This window comes from Lentilactobacillus sp. Marseille-Q4993 (genome assembly GCF_951230165.1).
Lineage (GTDB): Bacteria > Bacillota > Bacilli > Lactobacillales > Lactobacillaceae > Lentilactobacillus.
Genome location: NZ_CATNVB010000004.1, coordinates 53,371 through 72,148, shown reverse-complemented (window position 1 = coordinate 72,148; position 18,778 = coordinate 53,371). Strand labels below are relative to the sequence as shown.

Sequence of the window (18,778 nt, the reverse complement as noted above, 5' to 3'; positions counted from 1 at the left end):
GCAAAATAAGGAAGACGCCTCTCGACGCGGTACCACTTCTTTTGCAACGATGCTTAATCGTTAACCACTCTTAATCCCCATAACGTGGGGTTTGCGCTCGACTTTACGTAGGAAATAGCATAGTCAGACCTAACTCGCCTTTCTCAGCACCAAGACGTCTCTTAAAATTAGCATTCTGACTACATGTTTTCCAGTCAATAATTAGTATACTTTTCGGGTTAAACCCTGTCAACAACGCTTTTATTTATAACGATTAGAACTTTGCTTTCTTTGCTTACGCTTTGAACGTTGCTCTTCTCGTTTCTTGATACGGCGATCCATTTCGTCTTTACGCTCAAGATTCATTTTAATTCGGCGTTTGTAGCCCGGTTTAACATTCTTCTTCTTTTTCTTGATCATTCCAATCATGGTTGAATCAAGTTTGTCATGCTTCTTTTTGTGAGTCTGACGTCTATTCCGATCATAGGTGTCGACAACCTCATGATTTTTAACTGCCTTAGGCTTGAATTTAATCCCCATTTCTTCAAGTTCAGCAATCATTTTTTCTTCACCAGGCACGTACAAGGTAATTGAAGTTCCAGGCAAGCCCTTCCGACCCGTCCGGCCAACCCGGTGAATAAAGAAATCTAAATCAGTTGGAATATCATCATTAATGACATGGGAAACGCCGTCAATATCAATTCCCCGAGCAGCTAAGTCAGTTGCAACGACGAATTGGAATTCAAGCTTCTTGATTCGTCTCATTAATTGCTTTCGTTCTCGGGGTTGAATCCCACCATGAATCATCGCAACCTTTAGCCCTTGAGCTTGAAGGAATTCATGGATTTCTTCAACTCTAACCTTGGTATTGGCAAAGATCAAAACTAAATAAGGTTCACCAATCGTCAATAAATCATAAATCAACTGGTTTTTGTCCTTACCCTTAGTAGAAATCAGCCAATTATCAATCGTTGGACTAATAATCGTAGAAACTGGAATTTCTTCGATAACTGGGTTTTGCATGTACTTTTTCAGGAACACATTGACCTTTTGGGGAATAGTGGCTGAAAAGACCATCATTTGAACTTTTTTACCAAAACTAGCAGCAATCTTATCAACAATATCTAAGAACCCAAGGTCAAGTGTCATATCAGCTTCGTCAATCACTAGTTGGTCAGCTTCATGAACATCCAAATCGTTCGAAGAAATTAAATCCCAAATTCGGCCTGGGGTCCCGATGACAAGCTGAGGTTGTTCACGCTTAAGTTTTTCAACCTGCCGCTTCTTATCAGTCCCACCAACATAGTTTCCAATTGTAATTGGGTTATCCATATGTTTAACAATTTGCTTAGCATTCTCGATAATTTGATATGCTAACTCCCGACTCGGAGTTGTAATTACCGCTTGCACCTTGTTTTTACTTGGATCTAGTTTGTTAAAAATTGGTAGTAAGAATGCATGAGTCTTACCACTACCTGTAGCTGATTGACCAACAACGTCCCGGCCATCAATAATTAATGGAATCAGCTTTTCTTGGACTTTGGTTGGTTCTTTGAACCCTAGTTCATTGACGGACTCAACCAAAAAGTCCTTTAACTTCAAATCTGAAAATTTACTCATAAAAACTCCTATTTGTATTCTTTAACCAGTTTATCTAACTTTTCCATGAATCCTTTGATCTCGTCTTCATTTTCGATTACAGCTCCACTGGCTAATTCATGACCGCCACCACCGTATTGCTTAGCAAGCTCATTGATAGCAGGTCCCTTACTTCTTAATCTAATTCTAAATCCACCGTCTTTTTGTTGGACAAAGATAGCCCATGACATTACATCCTTGATTTTGCCGGGTAATGGCACGATGGCAGAAGTACTTTCGTCACCGAGATTGAATGGTTTCAAAACTTCATCAGTCAATACCAAGTAAGCCGCACCACTGTCTAAAACATTCAAGCTAGAGTAAACGTAAGCAGATAATCTAGCAAGAGGAACATCGATTTCATCCTCTTTTTGGTTTACATCACTAGGTGAAAAATCATACTCTGCCAGCTTTGAAGCAACATAAAAGGTATGAGCAGACGTTGCTGGATACATGAACCGGCCAGTATCACCAACAATTCCCGCATACAACAATCTGGCTGCTTCATCAGGCATAGTCAGCTCATCCTGATTTGCCTCATAAAAATCAAAAATCAACTCAGAAGTACTTGAAGCTTGATCTTCAACCCATTGAATATCACCAAATGCATCATCATTTGGATGATGGTCAATTTTAACCATCGCTTTGCCCTTGTTATAACGATCATCGTCAACTCGAGGCTGATTTGCAGTATCAACAACAATTACTAGTGCATCATCGTACTGGTCATCATTGACTTGATCAACTGTGCCAAGCCAAGCAAAACTATCAAATTGTTTTCCAACTGTTAGCACTTTTTTATCTGGAAAACTAGCCCGTAAAATATTTGCTAGACCCATTTGAGAGCCAATCGCATCAGGATCCGGCCGCTTGTGTCTATGAATTATTATTGTTTGGTATTTTTTGATTTCAGCTAAAATATCATTTTTTATGGTCATAAAATTACCTCACCATTTCTTTATCGAACACTTCAGTATAACCTAAACCGCCCCAAATAGAAAATGGAAATCAATGGTATAGTTCCAGATCAAGATTTTCGAAAGTCAAATCGGCCAAGTTGGTTATTGTAATTCCTAAAAGCCTTACCCCTGCGGAAAAGTCAGGCAAATCCTCTAAAATCTGAGATGCCAACAAGTAGTATTCATCACTTGAATTATCAATATATTTATCAAAACTGACTCGTTTGGTATACGTTGTAAAATCAGTGTACCTCACCTTTAGCACTAAGGTTTTGCCGTGTTTCTTCTTACTTTCAACGGTTTTTTCAACCATTTCCGCAATCTTTTGAAGCGCTGTTCTTACCTCATCTTCGGTAGTCAACTCTGGTCCATAGGTTCTTTCCTTACCAATTGATTTTCGTTCTCGATTAAACTCTACTGGTCGGTCATCTATTCCCCTCGCGCGTTGATACAAAACATATCCAAACTTACCAAAATGTTTAATCAAATCCATTTGTGACCACTCGAGTAAGTCTGCTCCATTTAAAATTTTAAGCTCGTGCATCTTTGGAACAGTTTTCTTCCCAACGCCCCGAAATTTTTCAATTGGTAATTCCTTTAAAAAGTAAATGGCGTCCTTCTGATCGATCACTGTGATTCCAAAAGGCTTAGCGTAGTCAGATGCTTCTTTAGCCAAAAATTTATTGTACGAAACTCCAACAGAACTGGTTAATTTGGTCCGATCAAGGATTTTGGCTTGAATCTGACGACCAACATCGATTGGGTTCTCAATATGAAGTTTATTATCAGTCACGTCTAAATAAGCCTCATCGAGAGCATATGACTCCACTTTATCGGTATATTCATTAAACACTTCATGAATAATAGCTGAGTACTTCCGGTAAAAATCAAATCCAGAGAACCTAAAGACTGCTTCGGGGCATAGCTCGAGTGCCTTCATAGAACTCATCGCTGAATGAATCCCATATTTTCTGGCGTTATAGTTAGCCGTCGAAACTACCCCTCTGCCACCAGTTTTCCGCGGATCCTTAGCCACAACTAATGGTTTATTCTTAAGGCTAGGATCAAGCAACTCTTCGATTGAGGCATAGAACGCGTCCATATCAACATGAATTATTTTTCTTGTTTTCATTGTTATCAACTCAAATTAATTTTACCAAACATATGTTCAGATTGAAAGAAGGCAACAAAAAAACTCCTTAAAATCATTTCTGATTTCAAGAAGCCCACCCTAACTAAAAATTACTTTTCGTCAGTGTCCTTTGATTCAGTAGATGCATCGTCCGTTGGGACTTCATCAGCCTTTTCAGCTGGCTTTGCTTCTTCAGAAGCTGCTGGCTCTTCAGCCGGTTGTTCCTTTGCATCTGTTTGATCAGTTGTTTCAGCTGCAGTCGCTGTTGCTGGTGCAGCAACGGCCTTTTGCTTAACAGTTGCGATTGCGGATAAATCGAATACCAAGTAAATCCCGTCACAATCAAGAGTAACAGTCTTTTCAGTTTCATCGATTTCATCAACAACTCCGTGAAGACGACCAATTGTAATTACTTGGTCACCTTTTTGAAGTTTTGATAATTCCTCACGACGCTTTTGTTGTTGCTTCTTTTGTGGCCGGATCATCAAAAAGTACATCACAGCAAACAAAACAACAATCATTAGAATTGAAGTATATGAACCACCTTGCAAATTATTCACCCCACTTATTAATATTATTAACCTTACCAAATATTACAGATAACGTCCATACTAAAATTTTTTGGCGTTGTCTTTATTATAACCATATTGTTCAAAAACCTCAGCCCTTAAATCGAGAAGGTTGTCATCAATAATGGCTTGTTGCACTCTTTTCATCAAATGAATCAAGTAATGAAGATTATGAATCGAAACTAAACGATAGCCAAACGTTTCGTTAGTTTTCACTAGGTGACGGATGTACGCCCTTGTATAATTCCGACATGCATAACAATCACAATTATCATCCATTGGAGTAAAATCACGAGCATAGACCGCGTTTTTAACTACCAATCGACCATGAGATGTCATTGCCGTCCCATTTCTAGCAATCCGAGTAGGAAGGACACAATCAAACATATCAACTCCCCGGATAACGCCATCAATAAGGGAATCTGTTACCCCAACCCCCATTAAATAACGAGGCTTGTTTTCAGGTAATAACGGAGTTGTATACTCTAAAATGCGATTCATTTCAGATTTAGACTCTCCAACCGAAAGGCCACCGATTGAATACCCTGGAAAATCAAGGCTCACCAGGTCTTCTGCTGACTGCTTTCGTAAATCTTCAAACCCAGCCCCTTGAACAATTCCAAACAGAGCTTGCCAATCTGGATTCTTATGTGCCTTTAGACCCCGCTCAGCCCACCGAGACGTTCGTTCAACCGATTTTTTCACATAATCATACGTTTCAAAATAAGGCGGGCATTCATCCAAACTCATCATGATGTCAGGACCGAGGGCATTTTCGATTGCCATTGCTTTTTCGGGGGAAAGAAACATTTTCGAACCATTGATTTCGTTCTTAAACGTAACTCCCTGTTCAGTAATATCCCGATTTTTGGCTAGGGAAAACACTTGGAACCCACCAGAGTCCGTTAAGATACCCTTATCCCAATTCATGAACTTATGCAGGCCACCAGCCTCCTCGACAATATCCTCACCAGGGCGAACCCAAAGGTGATAGGTATTAGCAAGAACAATAGTTGCCCCCATATCGTCTAATTCTTCAGGCGAAAGAGTCTTAACCGTGGCTTGCGTTCCTACCGGCATAAAGATTGGTGTCCTAAACGTCCCGTGGGGCGTTGTAATTTCTCCCAATCTCGCACCTGTGTGCTTTTCCTTTTTGATCAAGCGATAAGTTATCGCTGGTTCCATAGAGGTGTCCTCCTAATTAGTAAATGTACATGGCATCCCCAAAACTAAAGAATCGATATTTTTCATCGATTGCGTGTTGGTAAGCATTCAAAATATTATCACGTCCAGTGAAAGATGCAACCAACATCACCAGAGTTGATTTTGGTAAGTGGAAGTTTGTAATGAATGAATCAACCACTTTCCAATCATAACCCGGCTTAATAAAGATATCGGTCCAGCCCGAATCCGGTTTGATTTCACCATCAAACTTACTACCAACAGTCTCAAGGGTTCTAATCGAAGTCGTTCCAGTGGCCACGATTTTGCCACCATTCTTCCGAACATCGTTCAATGTGGCTGCTGCCTCATCACTTAACCGGTAAAATTCGCTGTGCATTTTATGATCTTCGATATTTTTCTCATCAACCGGACGGAACGTTCCAAGACCCACGTGGAGAGTTAAGTAAACAAGCTTAACTCCCTTATCTTCAACCTTCTTCAGAAGTTCCTTGGTCCAGTGCAAACCAGCAGTTGGGGCGGCTGCTGAGCCCATTTCCTTCGCATAAACCGTTTGGTAGCGATCTGGATCGTCTAATTTTTCCTTAATATAAGGTGGTAGTGGTGTTTCACCTAATCGCTCCAAAATTTCAATGAAAATACCGTCATATTTAAATTCAATTTCCCGGCCACCATGTTCAAGCTCTTTGGTGACGACTGCTTTCAACTGACCATCGCCAAAGGAAACAACTGAACCAACCTTTGCCCGCTTAGCAGGCTTCATCAAGGTCTCCCATTTGTCACCCTCGATATTGTGGAGTAACAAAACTTCTTCGTGGCCACCAGTGTCTTCTTTAACCCCATAGATTCGTGCCGGCATAACCTTTGAATCATTCATAACAAGGGCATCCCCTGGGTTAAGATAATCGATAACATCGTAAAAATGACGATCTTCCGTTTCACCAGTTTCGTGGTTCAAGACTAACAACCGTGAAGTATCACGATCCTTAATTGGGGTTTGGGCAATCAACTCATGGGGTAATTCATAGTCAAAATCTTCAAGCGTGTATTTCTTAGTCAAACTAAGTCACTTCTTTCTATCAGGAATTGGAATATTTAGGTGCTTATATCCGCGGTCGGTAACCATTCTGCCCCGGGCAGTTCGTTTGATAAGACCAATCTGCATTAAGTAAGGTTCATACATTTCAGCAATCGTATCAGTTTCCTCACCAATATTGGCGGCGAGGGTACCAATTCCGACAGGCCCACCGTTATAATAGTCGATCATCGTCTTGAGTAACTTAATATCAGTATCATCAAGACCAAGACCATCCACTTTTAATAGCTTTAAAGCATAGCGCACGATATCTAAATCAACCCGATTCTTATCAGAAACCTGGGCAAAATCTCTAATCCGTTTAAGTAACCGATTGGCAATTCTTGGGGTTCCTCGTGATCTTAAGGCAATCTCATGCGCTGCATCTTCAGTTATTTCAACGTTAAAAATAGTGGCCGTTCGTTTGACGATTTGTTCAAGGTCTTCAGTCCGATAATAATTCATGTGTTCGACGATTCCAAACCGGTCCCTCAATGGGGCTGACAGGCCACCTGCTTGAGTTGTTGCCCCAACCAGAGTAAATGGTGGCAATGGGAAATGAACAGGGTGAGAGCCCGTTCCCTGGCCGACAACAATGTCCACAAAGAAATCTTCCATCGCCGAATACAACATTTCTTCAACTACCTTAGGCAGCCGATGAATTTCATCGATAAACAATACGTCACCAGGTTGTAGCTCATTCAGAATTGACAGTAGGTCTCCCGGTTTATCAATTGCGGGCCCACTAGTTGTTCGGATGTGAACTTCCATTTCATTGGCAATTACCATTGCGAGCGTTGTTTTACCAAGCCCAGGTGGCCCGTACAGTAGAACGTGATCTAATGACTCTTCCCGTTGTTTTGCGGCCTGGATGTAAACATTCAGCTCATTTTTGATGTCAGTTTGACCAATGTATTGTTCAAGAAGTTTTGGTCGTAAACTAACTTCAATTTTATCCTCATCATCTCCAGCAACATCAGCGGAAACAATGCGATCATCCTCTGAATCACTCATCGGTGTCCTCCTTACTTAACTAATAGTTTTAAAGCTAGGCTTAGATACTCGTCCGTACTCATTTCCTCGCGATCGGCTAAGTCCTTCTTCACACTCGCAACCTGTTTATCGCTGTATCCTAAGGCAGATAGAGCCATCACTGCGTCATTCAATGCTTGATTTTCAACTACTGGTGTTGAAACTGGTGCGCTTTCAACTCCTGCATCAATATCATCTAGTTTGCCCTTCAGATCAAGGATAATCTGCTTTGCCGTCTTGTTACCGACACCAGGAAACTTAGTCAAGAATTTAACATCTTCATTGTTGATAGCCGAAACTAATCCGGACTTATCCTCCCCAGCTAAGATTGCCAGCGCGCTTTTGGGACCAATGCCAGAAACGGCGATGAGTTTAACAAACAATTGCTTATCCTCTTGGTCATAAAAACCATAAAGAAGAATCGCATTTTCACTAACTGATTGATAAACATAAATCCTGACATTTTCATCCCCGATTTGATAGCGGTATGGGTTTGGTGAGTAAATCAAATAACCAACCCCACCAGATTGAATCACTACATGGGTTGGTGTGACATCAATGATTGTCCCCTGAATAAACTCGTACATAAACTGACCTCTTAACTACTAAATTTTTACTTAGAATATTTCTTCTTTGGTGTTATGTGGATCTTGAATTCGTTTGAACATTTTTTCAATGTCCGTATTGGTGAACTTAACTAAAACTGGGCGGCCGTGAGGACAGTTGTATGGGTTCTCACATTCTGGTAGCTTAGCAAGTAACGCCTTTGCTTGTTGCTCGTCAAGATGGTGATTTGCCTTAATTGCTCGCTTACAGCTCATCATGATGGCAGTCTTTTCTCTAAACGCCGCAACTGAAATTTTGTGGTCAGTAATAATCCAGTCGATCATTTCTCGTAACGTAGACTCTTCCTGTCCCTCTTTGAACCACATTGGGTGTTGTCGAACAACAAAGCTATTTTGACCGAAGTCTTCTAGATAAATTCCCAGCTCGTTCAAAAGAGGCATCTTTTCCTGAATCAGTAAGAAATCAGTGGTTGAGTAATCAAGAACGATTGGGACTAATAATTTCTGTTGGTCTGATGAAACTTCGCCAATTGCCTTACGATAATGTTCATAGTTGACCCTTTCCTGAGCAGCGTGTTGGTCAACCAGGTACATTCCCTCTTCAGTTTCAGCCACCAAATACGTACCGTGAATTTGACCAATGTACGTTAGGGTTGGAAAACCACTAACAGGATTTGCTTCTCTGAGCTCCAAATCTTGATTTTCTGGTTTTTGTTGTTTAGGCTGCTGATCAACGGTAGCCAACGAGGCCTCCTGACCAGCTTCTTCAACTCGATTTTCAAATTCAGACAACCTAGGGTCGTTTAAATCATCCCTAGTCTTAATGACCACCGGCTCAATATCCGGTGCAGTTTCATCTGGGATAGCTGGGTCTGTCGTTGAATCAGAGGTAGCAGGACGGCTGAAATCTGCTCTATTCTCAGTGACGACATTCATAGCAGTCTGCTGATTAATTTCAGTAACTTTGTCATCTAACTGCTCACGAACGTCGGGAATTAATTGTTTATCCTGAAGTTCACTTGAGATTGCTTCGTAAATTAGATTGCTGATTTCCCGTTCATTACTAATTCTAACTTCCTGCTTGGTTGGATGGACGTTAACATCAACAAGGGCAGGATCAACGGTTATTGAAATTACCGCGATTGGAAATCGACCAATCATCAATTTTGAACCATATCCGCTGATAACCGCTTTGGTTAATCCGTAATTCTTAATAAACCGACCGTTTAAAATCAATGAAATATAGTTTCTCGATGCCCGAGTCAATTCGGGTAGGCTCACGAACCCAGTGACTTTAACATCGTCTCGTTCAGCCCCCACTCTCACCATTTTACTGAGAGTTTTGATACCATAAATCGCTCCTAGCACCTGCATTTCATCAGCACGACCAGACGTACGAAGTAGTTCCCGTCCATTGCTGCTAAAAGAAAACGCAACCTCAGGATGAGCTAATGATAGCCGATTGATAACGTCTGATATTTTGGCTAATTCGGTATTCTGGGAACTCATATATTTCAAACGAGCTGGGGTGTTAAAAAACAGCGAACTTACCGAAACAGTCGTCCCCTTTCGGAGTTCGGCCGCTTTTTTGCCCATCAATTTACCACCTTCGTAGTTAACCTGAACTCCAGTTACACCAGTCGATGTTTTTAGTTCCACCTTGGCAACTGAAGCAATCGAGGGTAAAGCTTCACCCCTAAATCCCAAACTACGAACTCTGAACAAATCCCGCTGCTCAGATATCTTGCTGGTTGCATGACGAAGAAACGCCTTTTCAATTTGGCTCGCGTCAATCCCGTCGCCATCATCAATGACAGTAATGTTCTTTAAACCAGCATCCGTAACCGATACGTTGACTTCGGTGCTGTTTGCATCAATTGAGTTTTCAACTAATTCCTTAACTACCGAAGCTGGTCGTTCAACAACCTCTCCGGCAGCAATTTGGTTTGCCAAAATAGTTGGCAATTCATTGATTTGAGTCAAATTAACCACCTAGTTCTTTTTGATTTTCTGTTGCCATTTATACACTTGGTTCATTATTTCCATTGGTGTTTTCGACATTAGATCAAGTCGCTTCAACTGAGAAATCACTTCTGATTGATGCTCATCAACCGTTTCGAGAGGGAACAGTGAGATCTGTTCCTCTTTTTCATTATTATGCTCGGGCTCAGCATTCATACTCGAGATGCCAACCTTATCCTCTGCAGTTTTATCCTGAAGTTCGTTGAGAATCTTATCTGCCCTAGTCAATAACTTATCAGGAAGTCCTGCCAGTTTGGCAACATGAATCCCGTATGATTTGTCAGCTGGACCAGGCTGAATTTTATGAAGGAAAACTAGCTCCCCATTAGATTCAGTTGCCCCAACATGAACATTTTGGAGGTTACTCAATGTCTGATCAAGGGCCGTCAATTCATGGTAGTGGGTTGAAAACAAAGTCTTGGCACCAATATTATTATGCACGTATTCAATAATGGCTTGAGCAAGTGACATCCCATCATAAGTCGCGGTTCCCCGCCCAATTTCGTCAAACAGAATCAAGCTGTTTGGCGTGGCGTTTTCGATCGCATCATTTGCTTCTTTCATTTCGACCATAAATGTACTTTGGCCAGAAATCAAATCATCAGCTGCTCCAATTCGAGTAAAAATCTTATCAAAAATCGGCATTTTAGCTTCCTTTGCCGGTACAAACGAACCAATCTGATTCATGATAACTGAGAGAGCTAACTGTCTCATGTAGGTACTTTTACCTGACATGTTCGGACCAGTAATCAGCAACACATTTGTGTCTTGATTCAATTTTACATCGTTTGGCACATATTGCTGATGCCCAAGTACTTTTTCAACCACCGGATGGCGACCATCTACGATATCTATCGCGTGATCATCCACTAGCACTGGTTTAACAAACCGGTACTCTTCTGCAACCGCAGCAAAGCTTTGTAAGACGTCGACCTCAGCGATTGCGTCAGCTAATGCTTGGATTTTTTTGATTTGCTGTTTTACTTCTTCCCTAACTTCAACAAACAACTTGTACTCAAGGTTCTTACTTTGTTCTTGAGCTTCTAGAATCATCGCTTCTTTTTCCTTTAGCTCAGGAGTTGAGAATCGTTCCGCGTTTGCAAGTGTCTGTTTCCGTTGGTAACGTCCCTCAGGTATTTTCGGCAAGTTAACCTTGGTAACCTCAATATAGTACCCGAAAACATGGTTAAACCCAACCTTAAGATTATTGATACCCGTTAATTCCCGTTCCTTGGCTTCTAACTCAGCGAGCCACTTTTGGGCGTTATTAGTTGCGTCCCGATATTTATCTAGTTGATCGTTGTAGTCGTCTTTGATAACCCCACCATCAGTGACAGAAATTGGGGAGTCATCTTCAATAGCAGCTTCGATTAAATCAACAATGTCATCCAGAGGTTCAAGTTGCTTCACCAACGGCTTTAAATCTTTAGATTCAATTTGAGAAATAATGTACTGAATTTTTGGAACCTGTTGTAACGAGGTCTTTAATTGAATTAAATCCCGACCGTTGACGCTTCCAAACGCGACCCGGCCAGACAACCGCTCCAAGTCATAAACTTTGATCAATTCATCTTGGAGTTGATTTCTTTCGAAGTAATGATTGACAAATACATCAACGATTTCGTGTCGATTATTAATTATTTTTTTGTTTACTAATGGTCTTTCAATCCACTGCTTTAGTTTCCGTCCACCCATTGCAGTCTTAGTTTGATCCAATAACCACAACAGGGTGCCAGCCTTTTTGCCAGTCCGGATATTTTTGACTAATTCCAGATTGTATTGAGAATTATGGTCCATTTCCAAAAAATCAGACGGTTCGTAGCGAACTGCCCGTTTCAAATGATCCAAGCTTCGTTTCTGGGTGGTCTGGACATACGATATCAGCATTTGAAGAACCTGAGTTAGTGGCTTCTCCTCAATGCCTTGAGTCAAATAGCTCATCGCCGAATTGATTGGATCGATGACTTGCTTCGATAGTAGAATGCCAAACTTACTCAAAGAATCTCTCATTGAATGGGGAACATCATCACTAATGACAGTTTCCTTACTTGCTAAAGATACCACTTCATTGAAAACCAAATCCGCATTATCCAAAAGGGTCGTCTTTAGTTCTCCTGTGGATAGATCAACGTATGCAAAGCCATAATCATCACTTATTTTATCGTACACAAGGGCTGTTAAGTAGTTATTTTCCTTGGCATTCTCGCTACCGGTTTGAAATTGAGTCCCTGGCGTCACCAGTTGGATAACTTCTCGTTTGACCATGCCCTTAGCGAGTTTAGGGTCCTCCATTTGCTCACAGATGGCTACTTTGTACCCTTGATCAACCAGAATATCAATGTAGTTTTGAACCGCCTTATGCGGCACGCCACACATTGGAATTGGATTCTTAGAATTTTTATTCCGATTTGTTAGAGTTAACTCCAACAATTGTGAACCCTTAATAGCATCCTCGTTAAACATCTCGTAAAAATCGCCAAGCCGATAAAACAAGAACGCGTCTGGATATTGATCTTTAATTTTTTGATATTGCTCCATCATCGGAGTGACTTCGCTTTTTGCCAAACCTAAGACCCCTTCTAAACTTCATTATCAAATAAATTTACTGGTTTAATTTTCTTAGCGTGACCTGTTGTGTCATCAACATCAATAACACAACCGCTAATTACTCCACGACCATCTTCCTTAACTGAATACCGAGCTGGTCGTTGATCCAAGAATCTTTGAATGACGGTGTCATCTTGCATTCCCAACATTCCATCAGCAGGACCGGTCATTCCAGCATCTGTTAGAAAACCAGTTCCACCTGGTAAAATTCTGGCATCATTTGTTTGAACATGGGTATGGGTCCCAACGACCGCTGAAACCTTCCCATCTAGATATTTTGCAAACGCTAGTTTTTCACTGGTTGCTTCAGCGTGAAAATCAACGAATACACAATCGGCATCCTTTAACTCACCAATCAATTGCTCACAAAGAGAAAATGGATCATCCAAATTGTCCATGAATACCCGACCCTGAAAATTCAAGATTGCCAATTTAACGCCATTTACGTTAATTATCGTGTATCCCTTACCGGGAACGTTTTTACCCGGGAAATTAAACGGTCTTATCAATCGCTTTTCTGAATCGATAAAATCATTGATATCCCGATTACTCCAAGCATGATTTCCTAAGGTGACAACATCAACCCCGGCACTCATTATCTTTTTGTAAGCAACTAGGTTGATTCCCCTGCCCATTGGAGTGGAATTCTCCCCGTTTGCAATCGTAACCTGGGGTTTATACTCTTGTTTCAATTTCCCAAGGTAGTCAGTCAGCATTGATACTCCAACGTTACCAACAACATCCCCGATGAATAAAATTCGCATTTATTAGATCCTCGATCTTTCTACATTTCTGCTAACAATTTTACATTTATAAAAGAAAAAAGACCAGTCTTCCTGATCTTTTACTTAGCATATTCAACTGATCTGACTTCCCTAATTACGGTCACTTTGATATGGCCAGGGTACTTCATCCCAGTTTCAATCTTTTGTTTAATCTTTCTGGCAAGTACAATTGCCTGTGAATCTGTTATTTCATCAGGTTTTGCAATAACTCGAATCTCTCGACCCGCTTGAATTGCATAACTCTTTTGAACTTCTTTAAAACTATCAGTAATCTTTTCAAGACTGTCAAGACGGTGAACAAAGCTTTCAAGCGATTCGCTATGAGCTCCTGGTCTTGAACTTGCAATCTTATCAGAAACCGAAACTAGTTCTGAAATAATATATTCTGGCTGGTGGCCATTATGGTATGCAGATATTGCATCGATAACGACGGGACTCTCATGGTGTTTCTTAGCAAGATCAACTCCTACTTCGACGTGAGATCCATCAACTCCACCACTTGCGGCCTTACCAATCTCGTGTAATAATCCTGCGCGCTTAGCTAAAGTAACATCCTCACCTAATTCAGCAGCAAATGCCCCTGCTAACTTGGCAACTTCTATTGAATGACTTAACAGATTCTGACCGTTGATAATCTTGAAATTCAATTGACCGACCGCCTTGATCATCTCGGGGCTCATTGAGTGAATTCCGAGTTCAAACAAGGTTTCTTCACCGATTTCTTGAATTTGCTGATCAAGCTCCTTACGGCTCTTGTCAACCATTTCCTCAATCCGAGCTGGGTGAATTCGACCATCTTTAATCAGCTTTTCAAGTGCCATCTTGGCAATCTCTCTTCTGATTGGATCGAATCCACTTAGTACAACTGCCTCTGGGGTATCATCGATAATCAAATCTACTCCTGTCAATGTTTCAAACGTCCTAATATTTCGACCTTCACGCCCAATAATTCTCCCCTTCATATCTTCACTGGGGAGACTTACGACCGTAACAGTTGTTTCAGAAACAACATCTGCAGAACTTTGTTGAATAGCCTCGATTATTAAGTTTTTAGCGTTTTTGTCAGCTTCGACCCTAGCCAATTCGTAACTCTCCTTGACCATCCGGGCTCTTTCATCTGCTAACTTTTCACTGGTTTCTTGTAATATCGTTTGTCTGGCTTCTTCTTGACTCAAGCCAGCGACTCTTTCAATTTCAGTTTGTCTTTTTTCAATAAGTGAGTTTACTTCCGTTTGTTGCCTTTGAATCACTTTTTGCTCTTGGTCTAACTTATGTTCCTTCCGATTCAAGCTACTCTCGCGTTTTTCAAACGAGGCATCTTTCCGATCCAGTGCTTCTTCACGTTGCAACAGCCTATCTTCTTGCTTTTGAATTTCCGATCTGCGTTGCTTAAGTTCTTTTTCAACACCACTTCGGTACTTGTGAGTTTCTTCTTGTGCAGTTAAGTTTGTTTCCTTCACAAGAGTTTCCGCTTTTTTCCGAGCCTCTGATATGATTCCGGCTGCAGAATTCTTCGCAGAATCAACTTCACGTTCATGAATCTTCCGTTGAGAAATTTTACCAATAATAAAACTAAGTGTTCCAACAACAACGATAGCAACGATAGCGATGATTGCGAGGATTATTCCAGCCATGTTCATGGCCCCACCTCCAAATCATCATAAAATGATTATAATTTAAACCAATAATAAGATGTTATTTGATTATTGACACAACCTTAATTTTAATGTGTCTAAGCAACCGTGTCAACAATGTTATCACACCAATGATAAACATTTAACACAAAAAAAGGAAAGTCCTTATCCCGCCAATCTAAAATTAGATTTTAGGCACCGAAAACTTTCCTTTAATCGCTATTTATTGTCAATTCCAAGGTCAAGGGTTTCCTCGTCTTCAGATTTACCCTTTGCTTTTGAATCTTTATCCTCAGTCTTGTCTGCACTATCATCAGGAATATCATAAGCATCCCTAACTTTAGCTTCAACTTCTGAATACATATCTTTATGCTCTTCCAGATAAGCCTTGGCGTTTTCACGACCCTGACCTATTCGCTCATCACCATATGAATACCAAGATCCGGATTTATTGATGATGTCTTTTTCGACAGCCATATCAACAAGTTCTCCTGATTGAGAAATTCCTTGGCCATACATAATATCGACTTCAGCTCGTCTAAATGGTGGAGCAACTTTGTTTTTAACAACTTTAATTCGAACACGGTTTCCGATAATATCAGTTCCGTCTTTGATTTGCTCTGCCCGTCTAACTTCAAGTCTAACGGTTGAGTAGAATTTAAGAGCGCGGCCACCAGGAGTGGTTTCAGGGTTTCCAAACATAACCCCAACTTTTTCACGGATTTGATTGATAAACAGTGCAATCGTTTTTGTCTTATTAATTGTTCCTGATAATTTTCTAAGTGCCTGAGACATCAACCGAGCTTGGAGTCCAACGTGTTGATCACCCATTTCACCTTCAATTTCTGCCCTTGGAACCAGTGCTGCAACTGAATCAATAACAACAATATCAATTGCTCCACTTGTAACCAATGCATCAGCAATCTGCAATCCTTGCTCACCAGTATCTGGTTGTGACAACAACAAGTCGTCGATGTTAACACCAAGGTGAGTTGCATAAACTGGATCCAAAGCATTTTCAGCATCAATATACGCTGCTGTACCACCACGCTTTTGAACTTCAGCAACCGCATGAAGAGCCACAGTAGTCTTACCAGAACTTTCAGGTCCATAGATTTCCACGATTCTTCCTCGTGGGTATCCACCTACTCCAAGTGCTTCATCCAGAGCAAGTGAACCGGAAGGAATTGTTGAGATTTGGGTATCTGCTTTATCCCCCATCCGCATAATAGATCCCTTACCGAATTCTTTTTCAATATTTTTAAGGGCTTTATCTAAAGCCGCTTTTCTTTGGTCAGCCATTTGCTACCTCCATTTCATAATGGAAAAGTTTACTAATTTACTATACTAATGATTTTACAAAAAATCAACAAAAACACGAACAAAAGTTCCCTTTTTATTTTATCATTTCAATCGCCATTTGTAAGCCCGCTTCAACGGCCTCTTTACGGACCTGATTACGGTCACCTTTAAATTCAAACCGCTTGGCATAGGTGTTATCCATTCCATATGCAATTCCAATGTATGTTACGCCTGCCTCATTGCCTTCAAGGGAATCGGGGCCAGCAACCCCAGTGAAAGAAACTGCCAAGTCCTTATGCAGTATGTCTTTAGCCTGATTTGCCATCCAAATTGCCGTTGGTTCACTAACCACCCCATGCTCAATGATTACCTCTTCAGGGATTCCAAGTAACTGTTCCTTAACCTTATTAGAATATGTTACGAATCCTCCTTCAAACACTTCAGACACACCGGGAACATCTCCTAATGTGCTTTGAAACTTACCTGCCGTTAAACTTTCAGCAGCCGTAATTGTTATATGCTTTTCAATCAATAACTTAACTAATTCCTCTGCTAACATTATTTACCCTCCAAGTTTTAATTACGAAAAAAGAAGATAAACTTATTTATCTTCTTTAGAAAAAATCATTTAAAATGAATCAGCAAATATTGAACCGTTCTTCACAAAATAATCAATTCCAGAATAGACTGTAAAGAACAGGCAAATATAGAGCATGATTTGTCCCAGTGGTAGGCTGATCGCATCAAATAGGATGTTATTCAACAGTAAGATAATGATTGCCAACATCTGGGTCGTAGTTTTAATTTTACCAGGCCAAGCCGCGGCAATTACCTCACCATCATTTTCAACAACAATCAATCGTAGCCCAGTTACGGCTAACTCGCGACAAATGATAATGGCAATTACCCAAGCGGGCGCCATGTTTAATTCAACTAAAAACACAAAAGCAGTAATTACAAGCATCTTGTCAGCCAACGGATCCGCAAATTTACCAAAGTTGGTGACTAGATGATTTCTTCTAGCAATCTGGCCATCAAGAAAATCAGTTAATGATGCAACCACAAAAATGATTGCTGCAATCAATCTTTGAGTGGTTAAAACCGTACCAGCCACAGTAAAGCTACCCAACATAGATGGTAATGCCAAAACAAGAATAAAGAACGGAATCAAAATAATTCTGAAAATGGTTAATTTATTTGGTAAGTTCATTTAATCGCCCCGTTATCTTAGTACCCGGTACCAGTGTCAGTACCCTGAGTATTACTTTGATCAGTCCCAGTAGTACCCGTGGTGGTATCCGTTGTTCCAGTTTGGTCATTAGTACTTTGAGTTGTGGTATTTGTTGATGCTGAATTTGACGAAGAACTATTAGTATTTGCAGAATTACCACCAAGTTGTAACGTTACATTTCTAACTTGATTTGAGGAACCATCCGTAGGTTCTGGAAGATTCAGCTTCTTATTGCCAACATAAATTTGAGTTGCTGTAGCGTTCCCAGTGTTAATTACAACAGAAGAAGTTCCACTAGGAATCTTCACAGTTTGAACTTTGGTCCCGCTAATTGATTGTTGGAAGAGACTACTTCCATCTGCTGTAACGGAAACCCAGGCACTAGCATCACCAGTACCTCTTAGCTTAATTACCCGGTTCGTTTTGAATCCAGTAACGTTGTATGTTACATCGCTACCTGAAGTACTTGCCTGCTTAATTTTAAGCGTATCATTCTTCTTAGCAGCTGGTTTAGATTCTTTCTTTGAACTAGAATTTTTATCCTTGCTACTTGAACTTGAAACGGAAACCTTGCTAGTTTGAATATCTGTGTTTGACTGGTTGTTAGCACTTCTTGACGCAGCCACCCAAATAGCAATCAAAATAATCAATACCACGACCGAAACGGTAGCGATCGGAATGTACCGACGAAATTTATCACTCCGCTCACTGGCTTTACGTTGAACAGATCTTGTTTGGGGATTATCGCTATTTACTCTATCGACATACTCAGGATCCTCAGTGTCTGGCAACTTATTATCAAATTCAGACATCAATTCAGAACCGTCTAGACCAACTGAATCAGCGTATTGCTTAACAAATGCCCTAACATAAAACTCACCTGGCAAGGCATCAAAATCATTATCCTCAATCGCAATTAAATAGCGTTTTTGAATTTTAGTGTTTTTTTGTAAGTCGTCGAGTGTATATCCTTTTGCCACTCTGGCGTCATGTAATTTTTGTCCAATTGTTAATGTTTGGTTTTCGTCATTCATACTAACTCTCCATCATCTAATAAATTCACTA

Annotated in this window: 16 protein-coding genes; all 16 read right to left on the bottom strand. The window is 40.6% G+C overall.

The window, feature by feature from the left end:
• Positions 1-240 precede the first annotated feature (240 nt).
• Positions 241-1,599, bottom strand: a complete 1,359-nt coding sequence (locus tag QOW94_RS02770) for a DEAD/DEAH box helicase (protein ID WP_283678627.1) — start codon at positions 1,597-1,599, stop codon at positions 241-243.
• A gap of 8 nt (positions 1,600-1,607) precedes the next feature.
• Positions 1,608-2,555, bottom strand: coding sequence for a DHH family phosphoesterase (locus tag QOW94_RS02765; RefSeq protein ID WP_283678626.1), 948 nt, complete (start codon positions 2,553-2,555; stop codon positions 1,608-1,610).
• A 70-nt stretch (positions 2,556-2,625) separates the two neighbouring features.
• A complete protein-coding gene (dinB, locus tag QOW94_RS02760) occupies positions 2,626-3,708 on the bottom strand; it encodes a DNA polymerase IV (protein WP_283678625.1) in 1,083 nt (360 codons plus the stop codon).
• Positions 3,709-3,818: 110 nt separating this feature from the next.
• On the bottom strand, positions 3,819-4,229 hold the full coding sequence (gene yajC, locus QOW94_RS02755; protein WP_502867230.1) for a preprotein translocase subunit YajC: 411 nt from the start codon (positions 4,227-4,229) through the stop codon (positions 3,819-3,821).
• Positions 4,230-4,319: 90 nt separating this feature from the next.
• Positions 4,320-5,462 carry a tRNA guanosine(34) transglycosylase Tgt gene (gene tgt, locus QOW94_RS02750; protein WP_283678623.1) on the bottom strand — a complete coding sequence of 381 codons (1,143 nt, stop codon included), beginning with the start codon at positions 5,460-5,462 and terminating at the stop codon, positions 4,320-4,322.
• Between the two features lie 16 nt (positions 5,463-5,478).
• The gene (queA, locus tag QOW94_RS02745) at positions 5,479-6,519 is read right to left on the bottom strand and encodes a tRNA preQ1(34) S-adenosylmethionine ribosyltransferase-isomerase QueA (RefSeq protein ID WP_283678622.1); all 1,041 of its coding nucleotides are present in this window, start codon (positions 6,517-6,519) and stop codon (positions 5,479-5,481) included.
• Positions 6,520-6,525: 6 nt separating this feature from the next.
• Positions 6,526-7,548, bottom strand: coding sequence for a Holliday junction branch migration DNA helicase RuvB (gene ruvB / locus QOW94_RS02740; RefSeq protein ID WP_283678621.1), 1,023 nt, complete (start codon positions 7,546-7,548; stop codon positions 6,526-6,528).
• A gap of 11 nt (positions 7,549-7,559) precedes the next feature.
• On the bottom strand, positions 7,560-8,153 hold the full coding sequence (gene ruvA, locus QOW94_RS02735) for a Holliday junction branch migration protein RuvA (protein ID WP_283678620.1): 594 nt from the start codon (positions 8,151-8,153) through the stop codon (positions 7,560-7,562).
• Between the two features lie 30 nt (positions 8,154-8,183).
• Positions 8,184-10,115: a DNA mismatch repair endonuclease MutL gene (gene mutL, locus QOW94_RS02730; RefSeq protein ID WP_502867229.1), complete on the bottom strand. Its 1,932-nt coding sequence runs from the start codon at positions 10,113-10,115 to the stop codon at positions 8,184-8,186.
• 9 nt (positions 10,116-10,124) lie between these two features.
• Entirely contained in the window at positions 10,125-12,719 is a 2,595-nt protein-coding gene (mutS, locus tag QOW94_RS02725) for a DNA mismatch repair protein MutS (RefSeq protein ID WP_502867228.1), read from the bottom strand.
• Between the two features lie 14 nt (positions 12,720-12,733).
• Positions 12,734-13,525, bottom strand: a complete 792-nt coding sequence (locus QOW94_RS02720; protein ID WP_283678618.1) for a TIGR00282 family metallophosphoesterase — start codon at positions 13,523-13,525, stop codon at positions 12,734-12,736.
• Positions 13,526-13,605: 80 nt separating this feature from the next.
• Complete coding sequence (gene rny / locus QOW94_RS02715) at positions 13,606-15,186, bottom strand: ribonuclease Y (RefSeq protein ID WP_283678617.1); 1,581 nt, start codon at positions 15,184-15,186, stop codon at positions 13,606-13,608.
• A gap of 213 nt (positions 15,187-15,399) precedes the next feature.
• Positions 15,400-16,482 (bottom strand): recombinase RecA, encoded by a 1,083-nt coding sequence (gene recA, locus QOW94_RS02710; RefSeq protein WP_283678616.1) that lies wholly within the window; start codon positions 16,480-16,482, stop codon positions 15,400-15,402.
• A 94-nt stretch (positions 16,483-16,576) separates the two neighbouring features.
• Positions 16,577-17,041 carry a CinA family protein gene (locus QOW94_RS02705; protein ID WP_283678615.1) on the bottom strand — a complete coding sequence of 155 codons (465 nt, stop codon included), beginning with the start codon at positions 17,039-17,041 and terminating at the stop codon, positions 16,577-16,579.
• Between the two features lie 69 nt (positions 17,042-17,110).
• Entirely contained in the window at positions 17,111-17,692 is a 582-nt protein-coding gene (gene pgsA, locus QOW94_RS02700; protein WP_283678613.1) for a CDP-diacylglycerol--glycerol-3-phosphate 3-phosphatidyltransferase, read from the bottom strand.
• A 17-nt stretch (positions 17,693-17,709) separates the two neighbouring features.
• The gene (locus tag QOW94_RS02695; protein ID WP_283678612.1) at positions 17,710-18,747 is read right to left on the bottom strand and encodes a helix-turn-helix domain-containing protein; all 1,038 of its coding nucleotides are present in this window, start codon (positions 18,745-18,747) and stop codon (positions 17,710-17,712) included.
• Between the last annotated feature and the right edge of the window lie 31 nt (positions 18,748-18,778).